The organism is Streptomyces sp. WMMC940, from assembly GCF_027460265.1.
GTDB lineage: Bacteria > Actinomycetota > Actinomycetes > Streptomycetales > Streptomycetaceae > Streptomyces.
Genome location: NZ_JAPZBC010000001.1, coordinates 26,570 through 44,857 on the forward strand (window position 1 = coordinate 26,570; position 18,288 = coordinate 44,857).

Below are 18,288 nucleotides of genomic sequence, written 5' to 3' on the forward strand. Positions count from 1 at the left end.
CCCGGCGTGCGCCTCTCGACGCACCGGGCTCTCCACGGCCTCTGCCGTCAGGCGTGGTTCGCCTTCGCCCAGGGGGTCGGGATCGTGCCTCTGTAGCGGTAACGGGTGACCGTCACCGACGAGGGGTCGAACAACTCGATCCCGCCCATGCCGACCGGCCGCCATCTCCCGGAGGGGGTGACGAAGTGGCGGCGGAGCTGCTTCCAGCGCAGACGGTGCAGTTTTCTCAGCCACCGGAAGATTCGCCACTGGACGAAGTGCCTCAGGTTGCTGAGGGTGTGCTTGCACACCGCGTAGCGGAAGTAGTTCGTCCATCCTCGCAGGATCTGATTGATCCTGGTCAGGATGGTCCTGGGGTCGGCCTGCGACACCCTGTGGGTCATGGCACGTATCTTCGCCTTCACTGCCTTGAGGGGCTTCTCGGCGATGAAGGTGTAGACGTACCACTGGTCCGTGCCTCGCTTGCGGCGCCACTGGATGTGGAACCCCAGGAAGTCGAATCCGTCGCGCATGTGCACCACCCGCGTCTTGGCCGGCGACAAGCGCAGACCGAGCGGGGCGAGCATGCGGGCGACGTCATCGCGCAGATCCTCGACGTCGGATTTCTGGCCGTGCACGAGCACGACGAAGTCGTCCGCGTAACGGACGATCCGCCAGGTCGGCTGGCCCTTCTTCCGACATGCGTGTCAATCCCCCGGTTTCGTGGAGACCTTCCTATGCAGCCAGCTCCCCGGTGAAGCCGGCCCAGTAGTCGTGTTCGTAGTCGATCGGGCTCTTCCAGCCGCACACGCTGTGTAGTCGTCGAGCGTTGTAGAAGTCGGTGATCCAGGTCGCGATCCGGATCCGGGCCTCGGTGCGGGTGGCGAAGGTCCGGCGATGGACGTACTCGACCTTCAGCACGCTGTTGAACGCCTCGCTGACGGCGTTGTCGAAACATGATCCGACCCGGCCCATGGACTGGGTGACGCCCAGCTTCCGGCAGGCCCGGCGGAACTTCCGCGAGCCGTACTCGCTTCCGCGATCGCTGTGGAAGATCACACCGCGGACGTCCCCGCCGCGGGTGGCGGCGGCCATGTGGAGGGCAGCGACGACCAGGTCGGCATCGTGGCGGGCGCCCATCGCATAGCCGAGCAGGCGGCGGGAGAACAGGTCTATGACCGTGGCCAGATAGAGCTTGCCCTCGCCGGCGTCGATCTCGGTCATGTCTCCGCACCAGACCAGGTCGGGCGCCTCGGCGGTGAAGTCGCGGCGCACGAAGTCCGGGGCGGCCAGCCGTTTCCCCGGCCGGGTCAGCCCCCGCCGTCTTCGTACCTTCCGCGCGACCAGGCCGAACTCCGACATGATCTTCGCGACGGTGTTCACGGAGACCCGCCAGCCCTGCCTCACCAGCCTGATCCAGATCTTCGGCGAGCCGTAGGTGCCGCCGGAGTCGTCGAACTCCTCCTTCACCGCTTCGATCAGACGCTGTCTGCGCAGCTCACGCCGGGTGGGCCGACGGGTGCGGTGCTTGTAGAACCATGCCTCGCTCACGCCCAGAGCGCGGCAGGAGACACGGTGCGAAATGCCGTGCTCGGTCCTGAAGTCGCTGATCACCCCGACGACGGACGCCGGGTCCGCCACGGCTACTTCACCCACAGGACCATGCAGCGTTTGAGGACATCACGCTCCATGACCAGTTCCTTCTTCTCCCGCTTGAGCTGGGCGACCTCACGCCGCAGACGCTCCAGCTCGTCACTCCCGCCGGCCGGTGCGATCCCTGCCCGACGGGCGCGGGAGACCCAACTCGCCAGAGTGGTCTCGTTGATCCCCAGGTCTTCGGCGACCTCGGCGATCGTCTTGCCGGTCTCCGTCACGATCCGTACGGCCCCCTCACGGAACTCCGGATCGAACTTCCGTCGCTTCTCCGCCATGACTCCCAACTTCCCCTGCAGTCACGGTCTTCACGCTACGAGGGGAGGGACATGCGTGACGGCGGTAGGTGGTGCCCATGCTCCCGTCCGGCCGCCACGGCGCCATCACCTGCTCGTCAAGCACGGTCAGGGCGATGTTGGCCAGCAGGGGCGAGAGGATTCCGCCCTGTGGGGTGCCGGTGTCGGACTCCTTCAGCCCGGACTGCTCGGTGAGCACCCCGGCCTTCCGGAAGGCTTTCACCAGCGCGAGCACGCGCTTGTCCTTCACCCGGAGCCGCACCCGGTCCATCAGGGCCGTGTGATCGATCCGGTCGAAGCACGCCTCGATGTCCGCGTCCAGCACCCATTGATAGCCCCGGGAGCCGAACATGTGGATCTCGGCGATCGCGTCGTGCGGCCGCCGCCCGGGCCGGAAGCCGTAGGAGACCGGCAAGAAGTCGGCCTCGAAGATCGGTTCCAGCACGAGCTTCAGCGCCGCCTGGACCACCCGGTCGGCGATCGTGGGAATGCCCAACTTGCGGACCTTCCCCGAGCCGCCCGGCTTGGGAATCGCGCGCTCACGCACCGGCAAAGGACGGAACGTCCCCGCCTTCAGCGCGATGCGCAGATCGTCCAGGAACCCGGGCGCCCCGATGCGCTCCTCGACAGCGGCGGCCGTCAGGCCGTCCACGCCGGGAGTGTTCGCACCGCGGTTGCCCGCGACCCGGTCGAACGCCACGATCAGCGTCGCCGGGTCGTGCACGAAGTTGAACAGGTCGTCGAACCGGCGGCCAGGATCGGCCACCGCCCAACGGTGAAGCTTGGCCTGCATCTCCGATACCCGCTGACGCGGCCCGATGGGCAGCCCAGTCGGGGCACCGGCGTTCACCAGTGCGTCTTTCGGTCTTGCAGCATCCTCATCTCCTCGATACCGCTGCCGCCCTTCCCCATGCACCGGGCTCTCCCCGGTTCGGAGTACTACGGCGGCTCCGCCCCGCCCCTGGCCGCTCGGCCGACGACGGACCCAGCCCGTTCCACCGTGCTGGACACACGGCAGCGGGCAGACCAGGGACGGTTCCCGTGTCCACTGTGATTCGCTCGTCGAAGGAGGAGCCCGACTCTGCCCCAACGGCCTCGCTGCGAGTACGCCGCAGACCTTCCCCGCAGCCTCCCGGTCACCGGCTTCACGACTTCCGGGAGTTCCCCGTCCGCAACGGACGAGGACGCGCCGTTCCCGGCCCATATCCACCAGGTTCGAGCCAGTACGAGTGTTGAGGGGCGTTATGGCACCGGTTCCTCTCGTACTCCTCTCCGACCTGCTCACCGGACCTACGGCATCTGGCAGTTCTGCCGCACCCCGGCTTTGTCAGGACTGCTCCCACCGATGGCGTCCCTTGACGTGGTGTAGCCGATCACGGTTAGGGAGTGCGCCGGGGGCGTGCGCTGACAGCGATTCCGCTCCCTGCCCAGCAGGCGGGCCACCTGCAACTCTCCTTGGTGAACGGCCAGTTCAACCCGGGAGGTGCACGGTGGCCCTGTCCCAGTCTGACCTACTACGCCTGCTGGAGTCACTACGTTCGGCGGACGGGCTTGAACTCGTCCGCGGCGTGGCCGAGCGGATGCTCCAGGAGCTGATCGAGGCCGAGGCCACGGCCCGGATCGGCGCGGAGTGGAATGAGCGCACGGAGACGCGCACCGCGCTTCGCAACGGCCACCGCGACAAGACGGTCAGCACGCAGGCCGGCGACCTGGACCTTGCGATCCCCAAGCTCCGGTCGGGGAGCTTCTTCCCCGCGCTGCTGGAGCGACGCCGCCGCATCGACCAGGCCCTCTACGCGGTCATCATGGAGGCATACGTCCACGGCGTCTCCACGCGGTCGGTCGACGACCTGGTCAAGGCCCTCGGCGCGGACACCGGGATATCCAAGAGCGAGGTCTCACGGATCTGCCAGGACCTGGACGGCCAGCTGACCGCGTTCCGTGCCCGGACCCTGGACCACGTCCGCTTCCCGTACATCTACCTGGACGCCACCTACTGCAAGGCGAGGGTCGATCACCAGATCGTGTCGAGGGCAGTGGTGATCGCCACCGGGATCACCGAGGACGGCGGCCGCGAGGTGCTGGGCGTGATGGTAGGCGACAGCGAGACCGAGATGTTCTGGACCGAGTTCCTGCGTCACCTGCGCGAACGCGGTCTGACCGGGGTCCGGCTCGTGATCGGAGACCACCACTTGGGGCTGGTCAAGGCCATCCGCAAGGTCATGCTCGGAGCCGCCTACCAGCGCTGTCGCGTTCACTTCCTGCGCAACGTGTTCAGCGTGATCAAGAAGGAAGCGGCGGAGATGGTCGCCGCGACGATCCGCACGATCTTCGCCCAGCCCACAGCCGACGCGGTCCGCACCCAGCTCGACACCGTCGCCGACATGCTCGGCAAGCAGTTCCCGAAGGTCAGGGAGATGCTGCTGGACGCGAAGGACGATCTGACCGCCTTCGCCGCCTTCCCGGAGCGACATGGGAAGAAGATCCAGTCCACCAATCCACTGGAGCGGATCAACCGCGAGGTCAAGCGCCGCACCGACGTCGTCCAGGTCTTCCCCAACGATGACGCGCTCCTACGGCTGGTCACCGCCGTGCTCTTCGAACTGCACGACGAATGGATCGCCTTCCCCCGCCGCTACCTGCCCGAAGGAAGCATGGACCAGCTCTACCCCGCCGAGCGCTCCGAAAGCGCCCCCGCGCTACCCGACACCACCAACACGACCGCCGGATGATCGGCTACACCACGAGAAGGGACACGACCCTCCCACCCGCCCCGGCGTCTCCCGGGACAGGCTGTCCTCAGCTCCTACCGGACCACTGCGACGGCCCGGCGACGGTGGTCTCTCACCCCCATACGAATCAACAGCGCCTCACGGCGCACGAAAGAAGCCATGAACGCGTTCGACATCGCCTTCGGCGGCCGCCTCTCGGCCGAACGAGCGTGAGCCAACCAGACCAACGAGAAACCTCTACGCCAACGGAGTGGTGAACACCGCTTCGCGTGCCTCGAATGCCGGTGAACGCACTCTGAGAACGGGGACTGCTTGAGTCACTACGCTCGGCACATGGTCTTGAACTCGTCCGCGAGATCGCTGAGCGGCTGCTGCAGGAACTGATCGAGGCCGAGGCCACCGCCCGGATCGGTGCGGAGTGGGGCGAGCTCCGAGACCGCCCGTCCTTCGGTCGCCGTTGGGGTTCAAGGGCTCCATGTCATGCGGCCACTTGCTGCACCGAGCAGGAGGCCTAGGCTGCGCCCGGCGGCTGGTCGCGGGGCAGCAGCCGCTTCCGCCTCGTGCATCTCAACACCTTCGGGACGCTCTGATTGATCCTGGCATGCGGCATCCGGGGCTCGGATGAGGTATGCATCTGCGTCTTGTTGATACAGCTGGTGAGCCAAGTACCAGGCGAAGCGGGCCAGATCGTCCTCATTCTCGGTTAGCGCGTGAGCAAGCAGTGGTCGCTCCAGCTGAGGCCATTGGGTCAGCATGACGCCTCGTAGGGCAGCCGCGCGTATGGAGGGTTGCGGGGCGAAAAGGGCTGAGGTGAGTACTTCTCCCACGTCGGGACGGTAGCGATCGGAAGCTGATGCGGCGACGGCCGTGAGGACTGGCGCTTTGGCCTCAGAGCTCGTGGAGCGTAGCAAACTCAGGGCTTCCACTGCTGTGAAGCAGCGGAAGGCGCGGCGCACCATGGCTTCGGCCTCGGCCATGGCCCGTTGATGGACCTCCGGCTCGTCGGCGCTCACTTCCGCGATGGCCACGGAGACCGCATCTTCCGGATAGACGCGAATGACGGCGCCGTCGAGGCTGTACCACGTGGGCGTGGGGCCGAACCATTCGCTCTCCACTCGGCCGGCGTACGTCCAGCCGGTGCGCGCCGCGAAGCTGCCGAATGCTTTTTCGTCCAGGGCGTCTTTGAAAGGGATCCTGCGCCATCGCCACCAGTTGGCCATTGCGTTCCTTTCTGTTGAGCTCACGGTCGACGGGGGGGCACCGCTGCTGGTGGCGGAGCGGACACAGCAGCTGCGCGCTAGGACGCCAGTCGACGGTCTTCGCCTCGATCCGGATCCCAGCGCGCTTGTACGGCCTCCTCATGTCGCAGGAGCTCGCACCAGATGCGTTTGCCATGTGTGAGTGGGTCCTGGCCCCATCGGTCTGCCAGTGTTTGCACGAGCTCCAGCCCTCTCCCGTGCTCGTCCTGTTCCGTCGGGTTGCTTCGGCGGGCCAGCCTGGTCGAGGTGTCGGTGACTTCGACGCGCAGGACTAGGCGCCCCGCGCACCGGATGCGGAGGAGCAAGAGCCCGACCGGACCCTCCGCGTGCGTCACAGCGTTGGTGACCAGTTCGCTGACGAGCAGTTGTGCGGTTTCCAGGACATCATGGGGAATCAACCATTCGGCGAGTGTGTGTCGCACGAGTTGCCGGGCGTGGCAGGGGGCTCGATCTGCAGTAGGCAACTGGAAGTTCCTGCACCGTTTTTCGGTGTCGATGGGGTGGAGCGATGTCGTCATGGTTCTACCGATCGACGAGAGGAGGTGTCTCGCGGATCAAGCCTGGGACCGCGGCGTCGGTTGGGCGCTCAGCCGAGGGATTTGATCGCGTATCTGCAAGGGGGATGCGTATGGATCCCGTAGGAAAGCGAGGCACAGGGTGCGTTGTGTGTGGTGTGAGGGTGGATCATTGGCGATAGCCTTTGGGGTCGGGTGCAGGTGGTCGTGCCGTCGCTGGGTGTGTGTCCCCGCGCCTGTAGCGTAAGAGAGTTGATGTGCTGGCGCCGCGCTGCGGTCCCGAGGAGGACCGCAGCGCGTGACACTGCTTCAGTACGCGATATGTTCCAGGGGTTGCCATTGCTGGGTCAGGCCGAAGGCGGCCGGGCCGAAGACTTCGAGGGCGGCGGAAGTACGCATGATCGGCGGTGTGGAGATGCCGAAGACACGAACGCGCATCCCGTAGCGCAGGGTTTCAGTCGTGATTGGCATCGCCGTGTCAGCGTCGAGCAAGGTGATGAGGTCCGGCACGATCGCCACGACTTGGTTGTCCACGGTGGCCAACAGGTTCTCGTTGCGGAACTCCACGCGCATCGTGGCGGTGCCATCGCCGAACTCCTCGACGAGGGCGTGCCCCTGGGTGAACCCGTCGCTGACCTGTCGTACGACGTCGATCACCTTGCCGGTGAACAGCACTCGTCCGTGCTCGTAGGGGGTCTGCCGCAGCGTGTCGACGAGCGCGTCGAAGGGATCTTCGTGGCGGTGCTTGGCCTCGCGAATCGCCCTGCCCAGCGTGAGCGCCAATTGGAGTGTCCTGGGGATGGCAGTACGTTTGACCTGTTCTCCGGTCATAGGGTATTCGGCGATGTGGGCCGATCCTCCCATGCGGATGGTCAGCCCGCGTGCGTACCATTCGGTCCGCTGGTTGTCGGCGCCCGTCGTGACAATCGCCGTGTGGCCTCGCTCGTCCGCAATGGCCAGCGGGGACGCCGGTACCCCGTACACGCTGAAGGTCTCCATCTGCAGTTCGGGGAACGCTCGTCCCATTCCATCGGCGTCGATCACCGGTAGATCCGCGCGGGCGGCGACAACGAGCGGGATCATCGAGTTCAGCCCGCCGCATTCCATCGGGATGATCGCGTCCGCCTTCCGCCCGAGGTGCTCCTCGAGTCTGCGGAGCGCGGCGAGTGCCTCCCGGCCGTTGGGAATCTTCTCCAGCACCACCGTCGGTGCTCCCATCATCGCCGAGGCGATGACCAGCATGTCGTCGTCGAGTTCGGCGGGATCGAGGACGTGAATTCTGCAGCCGTCGGCCAGCGCTTGCTCAACCAAGAGTCGCCCGATCAGCGGGTCTCCTCCGCCGCCGGTGCCGAGTAGTGCGGCACCGGTCGCGAGATCGACCAGGTCTTCCTTCGTCAGTTCGTAAGCCACGACGGCTCCTTTTCGTGGGTCGTCAGGAAATGGCAGCGAGGTCGCCGACGGCTTTCACCCGGATGCGGGTAGCGTTGCCGGGCAGGTAGGCCAGCGGCACCTCGTCGACGTCGACGATGTGAACCGTGGAGGGATCGGCGCCCGCCGCGACTGCTTTGGCCACGGCTTCCTGGCGTGCCTGGTCCAGAACGGCGTCGCGGGTGCCGGGAGCAACGGAGAACACGCGGTCCACTTCCCCTCCGATCTGGGCCATCGCGGCACCGATGGCGTTTGCCACGGCGAAGTGCTCGGGCCTTAGCACCTTGCTCGCACCAGCGAGTTCGTCGGGGACGAGGATGCTGCCACCGCCCACCGCGACCACGGGCACCGGAGCCGGGCTCGTACGCATCCGGTCGACGACGTCCTGGACGCCGTCGGCGATGTGTTCGAGTGCTGTGCGCACCAGTGTCTTGTCCAGGTGGGCGACGAGGGAGCGGTCTCCGATGTCAGCGCGCCCCGCAGCCACTGCGATGTCGGTGGCCGTGAGGGTGTCCCCACCGAAGACGAGGGCCTGTCGAGTCACCTGGTAGCCCACGCTGTCCGGCCCCACCGTCACCGGTCCGTTCCGGCGCACGCGGCTGCCACCGCCGATGCCGATGGAGAGGACGTCAGGCATTCGGAAGTTGGTTCGCACGCCGGCGACTTCCACCTCGGTGGCTGCTTCTCGCGGGAACCCGGACTGAAGCATTCCCACGTCCGTGGTCGTCCCCCCGATGTCGACCACCACGCACTGGTCCGCGCCAGAGAGATATGCGGCGCCACGCATCGAGTTCGTCGGCCCGGAGGCGAAGGTCGCCACGGGGTAGCGGCGGGTGAAGCCGATATCCATCAACGTACCGTCGTTCTGGCTCAGGAACAGCGGCGCGGAGATGCCGGCCCGGTTCAGGGCGTCGCCCAGTGCCGTGCAGACGTGCTCAGCGACATCGCGAAGGCATCCGTTGATCACCGTTGCGTTTTCCCGCTCCAGCAGCCCCATCCGGCCGATCTCGTGGGACAGACTCACGTGGAGTCCCGCAAACCTTCCGGCGATCAGTTCCTCGGCCTGCCGTTCGAACTCGGCGTTCACCGGTGAGAACACCGAGGAGATCGCGATACTGCGGATGCCGTTCTCGACCGCGTCCTCGACCGCGGCCACCACTTCGGCCTCGTCGAACGGGGAGATGGTGCGCCCGTCAAACTCGTGTCCCCCGTGGCACAGATAGGATCTGCCCGCAATGGCCTTGACCAGACGGTCGGGCCAAGCCACCAGTGGTGGCAGTCCGGAGGTAGCGGGCAGTCCGAACCGGATCGCCGCCGTCGGCGCCAGCCCCTTCGCCTCGACGAGCGCGTTGACGAAGTGTGTGGTCCCGATCATGACGGCTTGGATACTCGCCGGGTCGAACTGAGCCTGCTGGCGCAGCATGTCGATGGCCCGCGAGATTCCGGTGGTGACGTCCGGTGTCGTGGAGGTCTTCGCCGTGGACCGCACCTGGCTACCTTCTGTGAGGACAGCATCGGTGTTGGTACCGCCGACATCGATCCCGATCCGCATTGCGGTTTCCTTCTCTTGGGAGTTGTTCACGTCGTTGCCAGTGCTTTCGGCGCCTCTATGGCGGTCGGCTGGGTGGAGATCGGCCGGACCAGCCCGGCCTTGCCGGCGAGTGTGTAGAGCACGATCGAGACGACGAGCGAGTTGAGGGCCCCGATCCCGATCGGGGCGTACCAGCCGATCAGAGCGGAAGCCAGCCAGACGGCCAGAGTGGCAGGCACCCAGGTGGGCTCAGTGGCGGGAAGAGACGTCCCGGCGGCTTCGAGCTCACCGCGGAAGCGCTTGACGATGAAGTACTCGGCGACCATGATCCCCGCGATCGGCGGGAAGGCGACCCCGAGCAGGATGAGGAACTCGATAAAGTGTCCGAGGATCCCCGCAGCCGCCAGCGCGCTGCCCACCAGTCCGACGCACGCGGTGACGACTCTACGATTGAGTGCACGTCCGGTCATGGTCGAGACGAAATTGACGACTCCGAGGGATCCGGAGTACAGATTCCAGTCGTTTATCTTGAGCGTCCCGGCGATGAGGATCAGTGTGCCGACCCAGCCAGTGGTCGAAGTGATGATGTTGACGATGTCGCTTGTCTTCAGGGCGTGAGCGAGGAGGACACCTGCCAGCGCCACCATGTACTCCCCCAGTGTCACTCCCACTAGCGTCTGCTTGACGACGTCGCTGGGCTTGCGGTTGAAGCGGGTCATGTCCGGGGTTATCACCATGCCGACCATGAAGCCGCCGGCGACGAGGGTGGTCCCGGCAGCCAGACTCAGGACCTCGCCGGGTGGGCCCTCAGTGACGAGTGCGCCGATGTCATGCCGTGACAGTTCGGAGACGATCGACCACCCAGCCAGCGCGAGGAAGGCGGGAACGGTCAGGTAGGCGGTCCAGGCCATCGAATGGAAGCCGAAGATCACCACTGCCGTGACCACGAGGCCGAAGAGGAGCGACAGCGCCCACACCGGCAGCCCCGGTATGAACTGGTGCAGCCCCTGAGCGGATACGGCACTCTGCACACCGAACCAGCCAATCAGGCTCAGCGCGATGACCAAGCCGATGAGGCTCGAGCCATACCGGCCGAAGCCCGTCCATCGAGCGAGCACCGATGTGCTCAGCCCCTCCTTCTGCCCGATCAGGCCGGTGCAGATCGCCACCACCTCGAGAATCACCGAGCCCAGCGTGATGGCCAGCAGGGCATGCCAGAACGTCATGCCGAATCCGAGCGCCGCACCGAGCAGGAACTGCGACAGAGCGGAGATCTGACCGAACCGCTGGACCGCGACGGTCCACCAGGAGTAGCGGGCACTTTCAGGGACACGTTCGAGCACATAGTCGTCCCCGGCCTGTCTTTGTTCCATGGAACACCTCTGTTCAAATCAGGATGAACTGGACCACTGCGGTTGTCTCCGACGCTAGGTCTTGAACGGGTGACTGTCAGTGGGCAGACTGTCCATCAATCCCAATTCAGGTGGGCAAAGTGCCCTCTCTGGTGAGGTGGCAAGCCATGAGCTGGAGTCTTGACACGGTCGATCTGCGGCCGCTGGCCATCGGTGCTGCGGTACTGGGCTCAGGCGGCGCCGGAGACCCCACCCTCTTCGAACTACTGGCCAGGGAAGTGCTCGCCACGCACGGGCCGGTCACCGTCTACGAACACGCCGACCTGCCGGACGAAGGCATACTGATCAGCACCGGCCTGGTCGGGTCCGTCACCGCATTCAGCGAGAAACCGAGCAACGGCTACGAGTGCACCCACGCGTTCACCCGCCTACGCGACGCACTCGCCCCGTCTCCTCCCGTGTACGTCTGCGGCTACGAAACTGCCGGCGTGAACGCCTTCCTCCCCCTGATCGTCGCCGCGCAGACGCAAACCCCCTTGGTCGACGTCGACTGCATGGGGCGAGGGCTGTCCTGGCTGGACCAGACCACCTATGACGCGGTCGGCATCCCGATCGCGCCGTTCACCCTCACCGACTCCCTCGGTCACACCATCCTCGCCGAGGCCATCACGGGACACGAAGCCGAGCGGTACATCCGCACCCTCACGGTGACCATGGGTGGCTGGTCGGCATTCGCCGGCTACCCGGTCGACGCCACTGCAGCAGGAACCGCGGGCGTCCACGGGGCTCTCGCCCGCGCGATGCGGCTCGGCCGCTCCCTGGACGCCGAGCCGAGCCGCCACCTCGGATCCGGACGTGTCAGCGAGGTGACGTGGCAACCCGGAGTCGAAGCCGCGCACGGCAGCATCGTCGTATGGCTGGGGCCACCCGACGACCGCCCACTGCGCATCGAAACCCGCAACGAGTTCCTCATGGTCCTCGACCGCGGCCAGATCGTCGCCACAGCACCGGACATCATCTGCCTCCTCGATCAGCGCACCAGGACGCCGCTGCTCACGGAGACGGTCACCACCGGCTACCAGGTCGACGTGCTCGTCTACCCCGCCCCCAGCCGATGGAACGAGCCGGCATTCTCCCCTCTCGCCTCACCCGCGGCATTCGGATACAGCTGGGCAGAGACGTGAACGGCCACCCCACAGTCCATCAGCTCATGGCCAGCCCAGTGCTCGACGGAGCCTCCCTGATCGGCGGCGCAGGCGGCCTTGAACAAACCGTGGCCGACGTACATGTCTGTGCCCCGACCGAACCGGACCTGGCACAATTCAGTGCTCATGCGGCCCTGATCCTCGATACCCCAAGCGGGTACCAACTCGAGACCATACTGCCCCGGGCCCGCGCATCCCAGGCGAGCGTGCTGATCGTGCGAACCGGACCGGCAGCGGTCCTCAGCTCGACCAGGTGGCTGGCCGATCGACTGGCGCTGCCTCTCATCGCCATGCCCGAAGCCACGCCTCTAGGCCTCGCGCAACGCCTGCACGCCCTGGTACACGGCGCCGAAACACACCGCGGACTCACCTGCGCTCGGCTCGCCGCTCAACTCAGTCGACGCCCCGCCAGCCCAGCAAGCACCGTGCGCGCCCTGAACACACTTCTACCCGCCCACTGCGCAATCCTGAGCTCCGAGGGAACCCCCCTGGCCGGCGACCCTCCGACCCGACAGCTCGATGACACCCTGCGCACAGCAGTTCCCGCGACGATCCGAGACGAAGCCGGTGTGCTCATCGCACTCCCGGCCGGCGCAACAGCCAGGCGCGGAGCACCACTCTGGCTGATCGCCGAAACCGCCGGGATGACCGACACCGAACTCCACACCATCAAAGCTGCCCTGGATATCGCCGCATGGGCCGTCACAGCCTGGTCGACAACCAACCAACTCGAAGCCGCACACAACGCCGCCTTCCAGGCCTCGGTGCTCACCGAGCTACTGACCGCTGGCGATCAGGTCACTCCCCAAACCGTCGAGCAGGCCCTGGAGGCAGGCTGGACCCTGGACGGCTGGCACATCGGCGTACGCATCCGCCCCACCGACACAACCGCTCGGCGGAGCCAAGCCACTACCACCCGTCTCCACCACGCACTGAAAGCCCACCAGCTCCCCGCTCCCCTGGTAGAACTCGGCGGCAGTTGGGCCGCGTGGCTAAGCGAACCGGACGAGCCCACCCCCAACCGATTCTCCGCCGTCATCGCCGCAGTCCGCCGCTCACTCACCTCCATGCCCGGCACCGCGCTGGTGGCAGGAATCGGCAGGGCACAACCAGGACCCACGGGACTGGCCAAGTCACTCACCGAAGCCTGGGAACTCGCCCAGATCGCCGGCTTCTCCCCCGGCCGGCACCGAATCGAGCACGCCGGCACGACCGACCCCCGGCGCCTCATCCTAGCCGTCGTGTCGGGCAACGAAACCGTACGCCGGAGCCACCTCCTACTCGGCGCGCTTCTGGCACCTGCCAACAAGACGCTCCTGGACACCCTGGAGACGTATCTGACCCTGGAGTCCTCAGCCTCCGCCACCGCCAAGAGCCTCCACGTCCACCGCAACACCGTACTCAAACGACTCGACCGGATCGAGAAACTACTCGACATGCGACTGGAAGACCCGGCCATCCGATTCGCCCTGCGCATCGCCTGCAGTGCCGCCCGCTGAGCTCGTTCATACGTGGTGGTGTCCCTCTTCGCGGTGCAGCCGATCAAACACTCGCAATACGCCGGGCATCGCCACATCGACGCAGCTTGAGGCCGCCCTTGACACTGACTGGTCGGTCAGCCGCCCGCGACGCGGGAGCCGCGCAGCACGAGGGGTGCCCGACGCCCGGCATGCCGCAGCGCCTCGAACAAGGTCACCTACACCACAACACGACACACAACCATCCATCGAGTCGCACAGGACCGACGAAGCGGGCAAGGGCGTACGCGTCCACCCGCAGCACTTCAGGTACCCCCTACGGAGAGCCGGTGCCCACGTGATGAGGGAATAGTGGGCATGACAGATTTCATCCGGGACGGACGGCTCTTCAGAGTCACCGGCTTCAACCCCTCGCATCGTCAGCTCTTTCTGACCAGTGAGGCCCTACTCATGGACCGGACCACGACGAGGATCGAGGTCTACATCGGGCATGTGGAACTGATGTTCCTCAAGCCCCTCTACCCGCACGGGCTCCACATCCGGCGGGCGACCGCCGCGGAATTCGCTGTGCTCCACGAACGGCACGGCATCCCGGCGCAGGACGCCACCTACACCTGGATGCTGGAGCGGGACGGCGACAGCTTCGTCGTCGGAGGCCACCCGTCCTGGCGGGAGGCCGAGTACGAGCTAATGGCCGACCGGACCTCGTTGTACGACGCGAGCAAGCCCTGGCCGCCGGAATTCCCGGTAGAATCGGGGCACGTCAGCTGAGCACCCGTCGGCCGCAACCGCCGAGGGCAGTGCCGCGCTATGGCGCGCCGCCACCCCTGCCCGGGACCTTCCGACATCCGCGTGACTCATCCCGTACAGCGCCGCCGGCCCCCTCCCAGCACCTCGAGCCAGCGATCCTCCGACCTGGGAATGGCGGACGACAACCTCCCCGACATCGAAGGTCGAGGAGGCCGCCGTCGAGTGCGGAGAGGCGGACTGTCAGGTGCGCTCGCCGACGACCGGCAATTGTCGACGCCTTCGACTCCGAGACGGCCGCCGAGACCCGCGGCGAACAGTGAGCCCTTTCCAACTTGCGGCAACAGCGAGCCAGTTGGGGTGACAACGTGGTGAAGCCCCTGGTAGATGGGTTTTCGACCAAGAGAACCGTCTCCACCAGAGGCTTCGCATGCTTGTCTACCCTTCGGGCGTCGACGTGTCCAGCTCTGCCCTGCGCTTCCTGTCCGCCCGTCTGCGGCAGCACCGTCGCGCGATCGGCTCCCGCTGGAGGCGTCTGAACCCCGGCCGCCAGGCCTGCTCGCACTCGCCCACCTGCGGATGGGAAACACGTATGCCCAGCTCGCGGCCGGATTCGGTATCGGAACCACGACCGCCTACCGGTATGCCACCGAGGCTGTCGAACTCCTGGCAGGCCTCGCGCCCACCCTGGCCGACGCGATCCGGGTCGCGTCGACGAAGGCGTTCGTAATCCTCGACGGCACACTCCTGCCGACCGACCGCATCGCCGCGGACCGGCCCTTCTACTCCGGGAAACACAAGAAACACGGGATGAACCTGCAGGTCCTCACGGATCCCTTCGGCCGGCTGCTGTGGGCCTCGCCGGCACTGCCCGGCGCCGTCCACGATGTCCGCGCGGCCCGCGAGCACGGCATCGTCGACGCCCTTGCCGCAGCCGACATCAAGTGCTGGGCGGACAAGGCATATCGGGGCGCCGGCGGGACCGTTCGAACCCCCTACTGGGGCCGCTGGGAAACCCCTTCCACCGGCCAGCAGGCCGTCAACCGGTCCCACGCGAAGATTCGCGCACTCGTCGAGCAGGCCATGGCCACCCTCAAATCCTGGCGGCTCCTCCGCAGGCTCCGGTGCTCGACCACCCGCGTCACCAGCCTCGTCCAGGCCGTCCTCGCCCTGCATCTGGCCAGCTCAGAGTGAGGATGGAAAAGGCTCACTGCTTTGACTATCCATAAGCGCAGTGTGATTGGGCGATGGAGCGCACCTTCTCCTGGCTCACCGCCCACCGCCGCCTCGCCCGGGACTACGAGACCATTCCGGCCCGGTCCGAGACCGTGATCCGCTGGGCGATGATCGGCATCATGGTCCGCCGACTCACCCGCGGCCGACCGGCGACGCGGCCGGGCCCGCAGCCGCTCGTACGCACAGCAACCGGACAGGCTGTTTGACTCAACTGAGCGATTCGAGGGTCATGTCCCCTGTGGTGGTGTAGCCGGACCGATCTGGTCGTTGTTGGGGTAGATCTTGTCCATACTGCCTTCGGGGAGGTAGCGGCGGGGGAAGGCGATCCACTCGTCGTGCATCTCGATGAGCACGGCGGTGGTGAGGCGTTCGAGGGCGTCGGGGTTGGGGAAGATCTGCACGACGTCGGTCCGGCGTTTGATCTCGCGGTTGATCCGCTCCAGCGGATTGGTCGACTGGATCTTCTTCCAGTGCCGATCAGGGAAGTCCGCGAACGCGGTCAAGTCCTCCTTCGCTTCCAGGAGCATGGACCTGACCTTGGGGAACTGGCGGCCGAGCATGTCGGCGACGGTGTCGAGCTGGGCCCGGACGGCTGCGGCGTCGGGCTGGGCGAAGACCGTGCGGATGGTGGCCGCCACCATCTCCGCGGAATCCTTCGGGATCACCGCGAAGACGTTGCGCAGGAAATGAACGCGGCACCTTTGGTAGCCGGCGCCGAGCATGACCTTGCGCACGGCCTTGACCAGACCGCTGTGGTGGTCGGCGATGACCAGGCGGACCCCGGACAGACCGCGCTCGCGCAGGGAGCGCAGGAACTCGCTCCAGAACGCCTCGGTCTCGCTGTCCCCGACCATCAGGCCCAGCACTTCGCGTCCGCCGTCCTCGGTGATGCCGGTGGCGATGACTACGGCCTGGGACACGATCTGATGGTTCACGCGGGCCTTGCAGTACGTCGCGTCCAGGTAGATGTAGGGGAAACGGGTGTGATCCAGCGGCCGGGTGCGGAAGACGGTGAGTTCGGCGTCCAGCCCGGTGCAGAGCCGGGACACCTCGCTCTTGGAGATGCCGCTGTCAGCACCCAGTGCCCTGACCAGGTCGTCGACGCTGCGGGTGGACACTCCGTGGACGTATGCCTCGACGATGACGGCGTAGAGGGCCTGGTCGATGCGGCGACGGCGTTCCAGCAGGCTGGGGAAGAAGCTGCCGGTGCGGACCTTGGGGATGGCCAGGTCCAGGTCCCCGGCCTGCGTGGTCAGTACTTTGTCGCGGTGACCGTTGCGCCAGGTCGTACGGGTGTCGGCGTGCTCGCCGGGCTCCGCGCCGATGTGGGCGGTGGCCTCGGCCTCGATGAGTTCCTGCAGGATCCGCTGGGCCAGGACCCTGATCAACTCGATTCCGTCCGCCGTACGCAGTGACTCCATCAGCCGAAGTAAGTCATGCTGGGACAAGGCCATCGTGTCACCTCTCTCAACGAGCTTCGCTACTCGGAGAGTTGCGCGATGGCCGCCTCATGACCAGGGGCTATGCGGAGATCGCTGCTACACCACTCGGCGGGACACCATCGATTCGGGTCACGTCCGCTGGAGTGGTGTATCGACGGCCACTCGGTGATCTCGTTTTTGAGGCTATGCGGTGAGTTCGGTGGGCACGACGGTCTCGTCGGTTTCTGACCCGATCGGGTGGAGGCGGGCCTTGGCGAGGAGCTCGCGGCCCATGTAGCGGCGAGCCTCGGTCCACTCATCGTTCTGTTCGGCCAGGACAGCGCCGACGAGCCGGATCACGGCGGTGCGGTCGGGGAAGATGCCGACCACATCGGTGCGACGCCGGATCTCCTTGTTCAGTCGCTCCTGCGGATTGTTCGACCAGATCTGCCGCCAGATCTCACGCGGGAACGCGGTGAAGGCCAGCAGGTCGTGCTGAGCTGCGTCCAAGTGGGCTGCCGCTTTGGGGAACTTGGCCTCCAGCGCGTCCAGGACGTGCCGCATCTGGGCCTTCACGGCATCGGTGTCGGGCTGTTCGAAGACCGTCCGCAGCAGGGTGGCCACCCATGGCTGGGCCGATTTCGGAACCTGGGTCAGCAAATTTCGGGCGTAATGGGTGCGGCATCGCTGCCAGGACGCGCCCGGCAGGACCGCGCCGATCGCGTTCACCAGGCCGGTGTGGGCGTCGGAGACGACCAGCTGGACACCGGACAGGCCACGGGCGGTCAGCGAGCGCAGGAAGGCGAGCCAGCCCGCGCCGTCCTCGGCGGTGGCGACGTCGATGCCGAGGATCTCCCGGTGTCCGTCTGCGTTGACGCCGACCGCGATCAGGGCGTGGACGTTGATGATGCGGCCGCCCTCGCGGACCTTCTGGGTGAGCGCATCGACCCAGACGAACGCATAGGGGCCGGCGTCCAGAGGCCGGTTGCGGAATGCGGCAACCTGCTCGTCCAGGTGTTTGGCCATCGCGCTGACCTGGGACTTCGACAGCTGGGTGACGCCGAGGGACTCGGCGAGTTTCTCGACTCTGCGGGTGGAGACGCCGAGAAGGTAGGCGGTGGCGACGACCGAGATGAGGGCCTGTTCGGCCCGTCGGCGCCGTTCGAGGAGCCAGTGCGGGAAGTAGCTGCCCTGCCGCAGCTTGGGGACGGCGAGTTCGACCGTCCCCGCGCGGGTGTCCCACTCGCGCGGGCGGTAGCCGTTGCGGTGGTTGACGCGTTCGTCGCTGACCTGCCCGTATTCGGCGTTGCAGAGCGCGTCGGCCTCCGCGGACATGAGCGCGTCGGCGAACGTCTTGACCATCGCGCGCAGCAGATCGGGACTCGCCGCGGCGAGGTTGTCCTCCGCGAGGGCGTGCAGGGGCAGACTGTCTGGTGCGGTCATCGTGCTGATCTCC

General features: G+C 66.5%; 15 protein-coding genes and 2 pseudogenes. 6 read left to right on the forward strand and 11 right to left on the reverse strand.

Annotation, left to right across the window (positions count from 1 at the left end):
- Nucleotides 1–47: 47 nt before the first annotated feature.
- The 4 genes from O7595_RS00130 to O7595_RS00145 form a co-directional block, all read right to left on the reverse strand.
- Nucleotides 48–650, reverse strand: coding sequence for a group II intron maturase-specific domain-containing protein (locus O7595_RS00130; protein ID WP_269732316.1), 603 nt, complete (start codon nt 648–650; stop codon nt 48–50).
- A gap of 64 nt (nt 651–714) precedes the next feature.
- Nucleotides 715–1,635: an IS3 family transposase gene (locus O7595_RS00135; RefSeq protein ID WP_269726683.1), complete on the reverse strand. Its 921-nt coding sequence runs from the start codon at nt 1,633–1,635 to the stop codon at nt 715–717.
- A complete protein-coding gene (locus O7595_RS00140; RefSeq protein WP_269726684.1) occupies nt 1,623–1,910 on the reverse strand; it encodes a transposase in 288 nt (95 codons plus the stop codon). The genes O7595_RS00135 and O7595_RS00140 overlap by 13 nt, the downstream gene beginning before the upstream one ends.
- The gene (locus O7595_RS00145; RefSeq protein ID WP_443071540.1) at nt 1,870–2,844 is read right to left on the reverse strand and encodes a reverse transcriptase domain-containing protein; all 975 of its coding nucleotides are present in this window, start codon (nt 2,842–2,844) and stop codon (nt 1,870–1,872) included. The genes O7595_RS00140 and O7595_RS00145 overlap by 41 nt, the downstream gene beginning before the upstream one ends.
- Before the next feature lie 574 nt (nt 2,845–3,418).
- On the opposite strand from O7595_RS00145, the gene O7595_RS00150 reads away from it, so the two are divergent.
- On the forward strand, nt 3,419–4,660 hold the full coding sequence (locus tag O7595_RS00150; protein ID WP_269726685.1) for an IS256 family transposase: 1,242 nt from the start codon (nt 3,419–3,421) through the stop codon (nt 4,658–4,660).
- Between the two features lie 464 nt (nt 4,661–5,124).
- Here O7595_RS00150 and O7595_RS00155 read toward each other — a convergent pair whose 3' ends face one another.
- The 5 genes from O7595_RS00155 to O7595_RS00170 all read right to left on the reverse strand — a co-directional run bounded on the left by O7595_RS00155 (nt 5,125) and on the right by O7595_RS00170 (nt 10,766).
- Nucleotides 5,125–5,880 (reverse strand): hypothetical protein, encoded by a 756-nt coding sequence (locus O7595_RS00155; RefSeq protein WP_269726686.1) that lies wholly within the window; start codon nt 5,878–5,880, stop codon nt 5,125–5,127.
- Nucleotides 5,881–5,957: 77 nt separating this feature from the next.
- Nucleotides 5,958–6,437, reverse strand: a complete 480-nt coding sequence (locus tag O7595_RS33740) for an ATP-binding protein (protein WP_443071541.1) — start codon at nt 6,435–6,437, stop codon at nt 5,958–5,960.
- Nucleotides 6,438–6,743: 306 nt separating this feature from the next.
- On the reverse strand, nt 6,744–7,844 hold the full coding sequence (locus tag O7595_RS00160; protein ID WP_269726687.1) for a DUF917 domain-containing protein: 1,101 nt from the start codon (nt 7,842–7,844) through the stop codon (nt 6,744–6,746).
- Between the two features lie 22 nt (nt 7,845–7,866).
- On the reverse strand, nt 7,867–9,414 hold the full coding sequence (locus O7595_RS00165; RefSeq protein ID WP_269726688.1) for a hydantoinase/oxoprolinase family protein: 1,548 nt from the start codon (nt 9,412–9,414) through the stop codon (nt 7,867–7,869).
- Between the two features lie 26 nt (nt 9,415–9,440).
- Nucleotides 9,441–10,766 carry a purine-cytosine permease family protein gene (locus O7595_RS00170; RefSeq protein WP_269726689.1) on the reverse strand — a complete coding sequence of 442 codons (1,326 nt, stop codon included), beginning with the start codon at nt 10,764–10,766 and terminating at the stop codon, nt 9,441–9,443.
- A gap of 146 nt (nt 10,767–10,912) precedes the next feature.
- Here O7595_RS00170 and O7595_RS00175 point away from each other — a divergent pair, with 146 nt between their 5' ends.
- The 5 genes and pseudogenes from O7595_RS00175 to O7595_RS00195 form a co-directional block, all read left to right on the forward strand.
- Nucleotides 10,913–11,929 (forward strand): DUF917 domain-containing protein, encoded by a 1,017-nt coding sequence (locus tag O7595_RS00175; protein WP_269726690.1) that lies wholly within the window; start codon nt 10,913–10,915, stop codon nt 11,927–11,929.
- Nucleotides 11,930–11,955: 26 nt separating this feature from the next.
- A complete protein-coding gene (locus O7595_RS00180; protein ID WP_269726691.1) occupies nt 11,956–13,449 on the forward strand; it encodes a helix-turn-helix domain-containing protein in 1,494 nt (497 codons plus the stop codon).
- A gap of 336 nt (nt 13,450–13,785) precedes the next feature.
- Nucleotides 13,786–14,199, forward strand: a complete 414-nt coding sequence (locus O7595_RS00185) for a hypothetical protein (protein ID WP_269726692.1) — start codon at nt 13,786–13,788, stop codon at nt 14,197–14,199.
- A 406-nt stretch (nt 14,200–14,605) separates the two neighbouring features.
- Nucleotides 14,606–15,369 (forward strand): annotated as a pseudogene (locus O7595_RS00190) (transposase family protein).
- Nucleotides 15,370–15,416: 47 nt separating this feature from the next.
- Nucleotides 15,417–15,617: pseudogene (locus O7595_RS00195) on the forward strand (hypothetical protein); the annotation flags it as partial.
- 21 nt (nt 15,618–15,638) lie between these two features.
- Here O7595_RS00195 and O7595_RS00200 read toward each other — a convergent pair.
- Together O7595_RS00200 and O7595_RS00205 are read right to left on the reverse strand one after the other, a co-directional pair.
- Nucleotides 15,639–16,865, reverse strand: a complete 1,227-nt coding sequence (locus tag O7595_RS00200) for an IS256 family transposase (protein ID WP_269726693.1) — start codon at nt 16,863–16,865, stop codon at nt 15,639–15,641.
- Nucleotides 16,866–17,036: 171 nt separating this feature from the next.
- The gene (locus O7595_RS00205) at nt 17,037–18,275 is read right to left on the reverse strand and encodes an IS256 family transposase (protein WP_269726694.1); all 1,239 of its coding nucleotides are present in this window, start codon (nt 18,273–18,275) and stop codon (nt 17,037–17,039) included.
- Nucleotides 18,276–18,288: the final 13 nt, after the last annotated feature.